Below are 7,314 nucleotides of genomic sequence, written 5' to 3'. Positions count from 1 at the left end.
CAAGCGCCGCGACCCGAAGGTCGCCAACCAGGTCTCGGTGCACGAGATCGTCGGCGCGGTCGACGGCCGCACCTGCTTGCTCGTCGACGACATGATCGACACCGGCGGCACGATCGTCAAGGCCGCGCAGGCGCTCAAGTCGAACGGCGCCCGCAAGGTGATCGTCGCGGCCACGCACGCCGTGTTCAGCGACCCGGCATCCGAGCGCCTGCAGGACGACTCGATCGACCAGGTCGTCATCACCGACACGATCCCGCTCACCGAGTCGCGCCAGTGGGACGGGCTCACGATCCTGCCGATCGCGCCGCTGCTCGCCACCGCGATCAAGCAGGTGTTCGAAGACGGCTCAGTGACGAGCATGTTCGGCGGAGACGCCTGATCCTCGGCACGCAGCGACGAGGGCATCCGGATTCCTCATAGCCGGATGCCCGAAGCTGGAGGCATGAACGTGCACCCCGCAGCCCGCACCGGAACCGCTCTGCTCGGTGTCGCCGGCGCGCTCATGCTCACCGGATGCTCGGGCGCCGCAGACGCGGACACGACGAAGCCCGACCCGTCTCCGCTGAGCACCGACGCGAGCGCGCCGTACGCCGACGGCACCTACGCGGCAGAGGGGTCGTACCGCACACCCGAGACGGTCGAGACGATCGCGGTGACCCTCACGATCGCCGACGACACGGTCACCGACGTCGAGGTGGTCGGCGACCCGCTGGCGCCGGAGTCGAAGAACTTCCAGGGCCAGTTCATCGCGGGCATCTCGGATGTCGTGGTCGGCAAGAAGCTCGATGAGCTGCAGGTCGACCGCGTCGCCGGATCGTCGCTCACCAGCGACGGGTTCGATCAGGCCGTGGTGAGGATCAAGGACGAGGCCGCAGCCGCAGCCGCGGCTGAGTGATCCGGCATGCACTCGTGGCGGTTCGACGCCATCGGCACGCGCTGGGAGATCGAGACCGCCGAGCCGCTGGACGGATCGGCTCGCGCGCGCGTCGGCGAGATCATCGAGGAATTCGACGCGGTCTGGTCGCGCTTCCGTGACGACTCCGTCGTCTCCTCGCTGCGCGCGCACGGCGGCACGGCAGAGCTGACTCCGAGCGCCGTCGGCGACGCCGCGGCGATGCTCGAGGTCTATCGCGCTCTCGCGCACGCGACCGACGGCGGCGTCACCCCGCTGATCGGATCGGCACTCGACGCTCTCGGCTACGACGCCGCTCTCACGCTGCGCCCCGGAACGCCGCAGACGGCTCCCGCCGAGTGGGAGCGGATGCTGCGCTGCGACGAGCGGGGGCTGACCCTCGATGAGCCGGCGGTCATCGATGTCGGCGCCGTCGGCAAGGGCCGGCTGGTCGACGTGGTCAGCGGCGCACTGGCGCGCCTGCCGGGACGGGTGACCGTCGACGGCAGCGGTGATGTCCGCGTGCGCGGCGGCACGGCCCGAATCGCGCTCGAGCACCCGTACGATCCCACCTCTGCAGTCGGTGTGGTGGAGGTGACGGATGCCGCGCTGTGCGCGTCTGCGGTGACGCGCCGCGCGTGGGCGAGCGGACTGCATCACGTGCTCGACGGACGCACCGGGCTGCCGGTGACCACCTGGGTCGCGACCTGGGCCCTCGCCCACGACGCGCTGCACGCCGACGCCGCAGCGACGGCGCTGTTCTTCGACGGCGGTGATGAGCTCGCCGACCGCTGGGGCGCCCACTGGGTGCGGATGTCGAGCGACGGACGCGTGGAGCGCTCGAGCGGCTTCCCCGGTGTGCTGTTCACCGAGCCCGGCCGCTGAGGACGCGGAGCAACGGCGTGCCGGTGCGCTCATCGAGCCCGAACGGCCGGGATACGGAAGAGTAGAACGGTGATCACTGCGTTCCTCGCCATGCGACAGCGTGTGCTGGCCGTGCTCGGCGCTCTCTCGATGTACCGGCTCGTGCTCTTCGCCCTCGCGGGTCTCGCGGCCATCGCGCTCGGGCTGTCACTCGCAGGTCTCGTGGGACCGACAGCCGGCGAGATCGTGGCGTCCTTCGCCGCTCTGGCCGTGTCGATCTCCGCGGTCGACGCGGTCGCGCAGCGCGTCCTGCGCCTGCCGTGGCGCATCGAGTCGTCGCTGGTCACCGCGCTCATCCTGCTGTTCGTGCTGCAACCCTCGCTCACTGCGGCGGGCCTGGCGGGGACGGCGATCGCGGGTGTGCTGGCGAGCCTGTCGAAGTACCTGATCGCGTGGCGCGGGCGGCACATCTTCAATCCCGCCGCGTTCGGAGCCGCCGTCGTGACGATCTTCGGCCTCGGCACCTTCTCGGCGTGGTGGGTCGGCACGCCGTGGCTGACGCTGTTCGTCGCCCTGAGCGGTCTGATCGTGCTGTGGCGCACCGAGAAGGTGCGCTTGGTGCTGCTCTTCCTCGTGGTGGTCGTCGCGGTGTCGGTCGTGCGCCAGGTGGTGCAGTCGCAGAGCTTCGGCATCCCGTTCAGCGCCGGTGACGCGCTGCTCACGGCGCTCACGCAGGCGCCGTACCTCTTCCTCGGCGCGTTCATGCTCTCCGAGCCGCTCACGCTTCCGCCCCGACGCTGGCAGCAGTACAGCGTCGCCGCGCTCGTGGGCGTGCTCGCCGGCTGGCCGATCGCGATCGGCTCGCTGTTCACGCTGGGCCAGGAGCGCGCTCTGCTGATCGGCAACCTGCTCGCGTTCGCCTTCGCGCTGCGCAGCTCGGTGCGGCTCGTGCTCACCGGGCGCACCTTCGTCACCCCGACCGCGCAGGAGCTCACGTTCCGAACGAAGGGCCGGCTGCGCTTCATCGCGGGGCAGTATCTCGAGCTCGAGGTGCCGCACCGCAATCCGGATGCCAGGGGCACCCGCCGCGAGTTCAGCATCGTCTCAGCGCCCGCCGACCTGCCCACCCTGCGTGTCGCCTACAAGGACGGCGACCAGAAGCATCCCTCGAGCTACAAGCGGGCACTGAAGGCGGCCGAGCCGGGCGCGGTGCTCGCCGTCACCGGAACCTGGGGCGACTTCGTGCTGCCTCGCGGGCGCACCCCGGTGCTGATGGTCGCGGCAGGCATCGGCGTGACCCCGTTCGTGTCGCAGCTGCGTCAGCTGCGGGCGACGGGTGCCGAGCGCGACGTCGTGCTCGTCTACGTGGCCGCCGAGGCGGCCGAGCTCGCCTTCCGCGACGAGCTCGCCGAGACCGGCGCCCGGACGATCGTGTTCACGCGCGACGAGCCGGCAGACCTTCCGCCGCACTGGACGTGGGCGCAGGGCATCCGCCTCGACGCTGACGGCCTGCACCGCATGGTGCCCGACCTCGCCGGCCGGCACGCGTACATCTCGGGGCCGCCGCGTCTCATCGCCGATCTCGCACCGGCGCTGCAGAAGGCCCGCGGGGTCACGACCGACGCGTTCGCCGGCTACTGAGCCGGATGCCCGGCCTGGTCCGGATGTCCGGGCTGGTCCGGATGCCGGGGCTGGTCCGGATGCCCTGGCGTCGACCGCTCCGGTGCTGACGGTGCCGGTGGCGGCGTCGGCTGCTCGCCGCGCGGCAGTCGCACGGTGAACGACGTGTCGCCCGGCGCGCTCTCGACCGTGACGGTGCCGCCGTGGCCCTCGACGATCGCCTTGGCGATCGCGAGACCGAGCCCGGTGCCGCCGGTCTGCCGTGCTCGCGACACGTCGCCGCGGGCGAACCGGGCGAACAGCTCCTCGCGCACGGCGGGATCGATGCCGGGCCCGTCGTCGTGCACCCGAAGCTCGGCGCCCGCGGGGGTGGCCGTCAGCGACAGCGTGATGGTCGTTCCCTCCGGCGTGTGCGTGCGGGCGTTGGCGAGCAGATTGCCGACCACCTGGTGCAGGCGTCCGACGTCGCCCGTGACGATCACCGGCTCGCCGGGGGTCTCGAGCTGCCAGTGGTGGCCGGGGGCGGTCGGCTGCGCGTCGGCGAGGGCCTCGACGGCGAGCTGCGACAGGTCGACCTCGCCGTGCACGAGCTCGGCGCCCTCGTCGAGCCGGGCGAGCAGCAGCAGATCCTCGACGAGTCGCGTCATGCGCAGCGACTGCGCCTGGATGCGCTCCAGCGCCGAGGTGGTGTTCTCGACGGTGGAGTCGTCGTGCGACTGGCGCAGCGCCCGCAGCGACAGCTCGGAGTACCCGCGGATCGACGCGAGCGGCGTGCGCAGCTCGTGGCTGGCATCCGCCACGAACCGCCGCATGCGCTCCTCGTTGCGCTGGCGTGCCGAGAGCGAGGAGTCGACGTGGTCGAGGAGGGTGTTCAGCGCGACCCCCACGCGGCCGACCTCGGTGCGCGGATCGGCCTCGTAGTCGGGCACGCGTTCGGTGATGCTCACCTCGCCGCGATCGAGCGGCTGGCCGGCGACTCGCGACGCGGTCGCCGCGACCGCGCGCAGCGGACGCAGGCCCATGCTGATCGTGAGCGCGGTGGTGATCGCCAGCAGGATCAGCCCGCCGAGGGTCGCGAGGGCGATCACGGTGAACAGCGACGTCATCGTGTGCTGCACCTCGGCGCGGGGCAGGCCGGTGATCACGACCACGCCGTTGTCGGTGCGGTCGACGGTCACCCGGAACGAGCCGACGTCGTGCAGGGTGACGGTCGCCGACTCGGATGCCTGCAGCGCGGAGGTGAGGGTCAGCAGATCGCGGGCCGGCAGGTCACGCCGCGACTCGGGGGTGACGATCACCCCGGACGCGGGTGTGTTCGGGGGCAGCACCGCGAGCAGCAGGCTGCCGGTCTGAACGATGCCACCGCTGACCGCATCCGCGGCGGTGAGCGGCTCGCCGCGGCTCGCCGCCGCATCGGCGCGGCTGGTGACCAGCGCCGTCGTCACGTTCGACGTGGCCTCGAGCTTCCTCTGCAGATCGTCTTCGAGGGTCTTGCCCAGTGTCGCGCTGGTGATGATCGCGACGATCACGAGGATGAGCGAGACGAACCCGATCACCGCGGCCATCAGCCGCGCCTGGAGGCTCAACGGGTGGGGGAGCATGGGCTACTGCGGTGACTTGATCATGTATCCGACGCCGCGCACGGTGTGCAGCAGCGGGGTGCGGCCGGCGTCGATCTTCTTGCGCAGGTACGAGATGTACAGCTCGACCACCGACGACTTGCCGCCGAAGTCGTAGCTCCACACCCGATCGAGGATCTGAGCCTTCGACAGCACACGCCGCTCGTTGCGCATGAGGAAGCGGAGCAGCTCGAACTCCGTCGCGGTGAGCTCGATCTCGTCGTCGCCGCGCATCACCTCGTGGCTGTCCTCGTTGAGAGACAGGTCGGCGACCCGCAGGATCGACTGCTCGTCCTCGGTCTGCCCCTGACCCGAGCGGCGGATGACGGCCCGCAGTCGCGCGATGACCTCTTCGAGGCTGAACGGCTTGGTGACGTAGTCGTCGCCGCCGGCGGTCAGCCCGGCGATGCGGTCGGCGACGGCGTCCTTCGCCGTCAGGAAGACGACGGGCACGAGGTTGCCGGATTCCCGCAGCCGGCGCAGCACGCTCATGCCGTCGAGGTCGGGCATCATGACGTCGAGCACCAGGGCATCCGGTTCGAAGTCGCGCGCAACCTGCAGGGCCTCCAGGCCCGAGGCTGCGGTGCGCACCTCCCAGCCCTCCATACGCAGCGCCATGGCGAGCAGGTCGGTGAGCATCGGCTCATCGTCGACGGCGAGGATGCGCAGCGGGGTTCCGTCAGGACGACGCAGGTCGGGATGCTCGGTGCTCATTGCTCCATTGTGCGCGCATCGACATCGAGATTCCCTTGGATCTCCTATGCGTCACCTGTGCAGGCCTCCCGGTGGCGGATCGCGCGGCGGGATCAGTGCGTGTCGATCGCCGGGATCTCGCTGCGGTCGCCCGACCACAGCGTGTGGAAGGTGCCTTCCTTGTCGATCCGCCGGTAGGTGTGCGCGCCGAAGAAGTCGCGCTGACCCTGGATGAGGGCGGCGGGCAGACGCTCGGCGCGGATGCCGTCGTAGTACGACAGCGACGACGAGAACGCAGGAGCCGGGATGCCCGCCTGCGCGGCGGCGATGACGACCCGACGCCACGCGGCCTGACCGCGCGAGAGCGCCTCGGCGAAGTAGGGGGCCGTGAGCAGTGCGGGCAGATCGGGCTCGCCCGCGTACGCCTCGGCGATGCGGTTGAGGAACTGCGCGCGGATGATGCAGCCGGCGCGCCAGATCTTCGCCACGGCGCCCAGGTCGATGCTCCAGCCGTACTCGGCGGCACCGGCGCGGATCTCGTCGAAGCCCTGGGAGTATGCGACGATCTTCGATGCGTACAGGGCGAGGCGCACGTCCTCGATGAAGGCGTCCACGTCATCGACGACGAACTCCTGGGTCCCTGAGTCTGTCGAAGGACCGGGCAGGTGCGCGGCGACCGCGCGCTGCTCGGGGTGCGACGAGAGCGAGCGGGCGAAGGTCGCCTCGGCGATGCCCGAGACGGGAACGCCGAGCGCGAGCGCGGTCTGCACGGTCCACGCTCCGGTGCCCTTGGCGCCCGCCTGGTCGACGATGACATCGACGAGCGGCTTGCCGGTCTCCGCATCGATCTGGCGCAGCACCTCGGCGGTGATCTCGATGAGGTACGACTCGAGCTCGCCGGTGTTCCACTCGGCGAAGATGTCGGCGATCTCGGCCGGCGACTTGCCCGTGGCACGGCGGATGAGGTCGTAGGCCTCGGCGATCAGCTGCATGTCGGCGTACTCGATGCCGTTGTGCACCATCTTCACGAAGTGACCCGCGCCGCCGTGCCCGACGTGCGTGACGCACGGCTCACCTTCGGCGACCGCGGCGATCGACTCGAGGATCGGGCCGAGGGTCACCCACGACTCGTCCGAACCGCCGGGCATGATGCTCGGTCCGAGCAGGGCACCCTCTTCGCCACCCGAGATGCCCGCACCGACGAAGTTGATGCCCGTCTCGCGCACCGCCTTCTCGCGGCGGATGGTGTCGGGGAAGTAGGCGTTGCCGCCGTCGACGATGATGTCGCCCGGCTCGAAGACGCGCACGAGCTCGTCGATCACCGCGTCGGTGCCCAGCCCCGCCTTGACCATGATGATCGCCGTGCGCGGCTTCTGCAGCGACGCGGCGAACTCCTCGTACGAGAAGGTGGGCACGAAACCGGCGTCGGCGTGCAGCGCGACCAGATCGTCGGTCTTCGCCCGCGAGCGGTTCAGCACCGCCACCGTGTTGCCCTCGCGGCTGGCGAGGTTGCGGGCCAGGTTCGACCCCATGACGGCGAGTCCGACGACTCCGATGTTGGCTGCTGCGGTGGGCACAGGGATCTCCTCGGTGGTGAAGGGCGTGATCCCAGGGTATCGGTGTGCG

The 7,314-nt window shown here is 70.6% G+C and carries 7 protein-coding genes; 4 read left to right on the top strand and 3 right to left on the bottom strand.

Going from position 1 to position 7,314, the window contains the following annotated elements; all coding sequences use genetic code 11:
* The 4 genes from prs to RT309_RS03750 form a co-directional block, all read left to right on the top strand.
* Positions 1-379: ribose-phosphate diphosphokinase (gene prs, locus RT309_RS03765; RefSeq protein ID WP_313355462.1), on the top strand; the 379-nt coding region annotated here is incomplete at its 5' end.
* Between the two features lie 45 nt (positions 380-424).
* On the top strand, positions 425-895 hold the full coding sequence (locus RT309_RS03760) for an FMN-binding protein (protein ID WP_313355460.1): 471 nt from the start codon (positions 425-427) through the stop codon (positions 893-895).
* 6 nt (positions 896-901) lie between these two features.
* The gene (locus tag RT309_RS03755) at positions 902-1,777 is read left to right on the top strand and encodes an FAD:protein FMN transferase (protein ID WP_313355458.1); all 876 of its coding nucleotides are present in this window, start codon (positions 902-904) and stop codon (positions 1,775-1,777) included.
* A 69-nt stretch (positions 1,778-1,846) separates the two neighbouring features.
* On the top strand, positions 1,847-3,397 hold the full coding sequence (locus RT309_RS03750) for an FAD-dependent oxidoreductase (RefSeq protein WP_396654405.1): 1,551 nt from the start codon (positions 1,847-1,849) through the stop codon (positions 3,395-3,397).
* Here the strand turns inward: RT309_RS03750 and RT309_RS03745 are convergent.
* The 3 genes from RT309_RS03745 to gndA form a co-directional block, all read right to left on the bottom strand.
* Positions 3,391-4,941: an ATP-binding protein gene (locus tag RT309_RS03745; protein ID WP_313355456.1), complete on the bottom strand. Its 1,551-nt coding sequence runs from the start codon at positions 4,939-4,941 to the stop codon at positions 3,391-3,393. The two genes, RT309_RS03750 and RT309_RS03745, sit on opposite strands and share 7 nt — an antisense overlap.
* Before the next feature lie 39 nt (positions 4,942-4,980).
* Positions 4,981-5,709, bottom strand: a complete 729-nt coding sequence (locus tag RT309_RS03740; RefSeq protein WP_313355454.1) for a response regulator transcription factor — start codon at positions 5,707-5,709, stop codon at positions 4,981-4,983.
* Between the two features lie 92 nt (positions 5,710-5,801).
* Positions 5,802-7,265, bottom strand: coding sequence for an NADP-dependent phosphogluconate dehydrogenase (gene gndA / locus RT309_RS03735; protein ID WP_313355452.1), 1,464 nt, complete (start codon positions 7,263-7,265; stop codon positions 5,802-5,804).
* Positions 7,266-7,314 lie beyond the last annotated feature (49 nt).

It is taken from the genome of Microbacterium sp. (assembly GCF_032084865.1).
In the GTDB taxonomy this organism is placed as follows: Bacteria; Actinomycetota; Actinomycetes; order Actinomycetales; family Microbacteriaceae; genus Microbacterium.
The sequence above is the reverse complement of the archived record's forward strand: the minus strand, read 5'-3'. Positions and strand labels throughout refer to the sequence as shown.

Excerpts from the sequence above, each read along its gene's own strand:
- RT309_RS03760 (WP_313355460.1), top strand. The coding sequence starts at position 425 with ATGCCCGAAGCTGGAGGCATGAACGTGCACCCCGCAGCCCGCACCGGA.
- RT309_RS03755 (WP_313355458.1), top strand. The coding sequence starts at position 902 with ATGCACTCGTGGCGGTTCGACGCCATCGGCACGCGCTGGGAGATCGAG.
- RT309_RS03745 (WP_313355456.1), bottom strand. The coding sequence starts at position 4,941 with ATGGCCGCGGTGATCGGGTTCGTCTCGCTCATCCTCGTGATCGTCGCG.
- RT309_RS03740 (WP_313355454.1), bottom strand. The coding sequence starts at position 5,709 with ATGAGCACCGAGCATCCCGACCTGCGTCGTCCTGACGGAACCCCGCTG.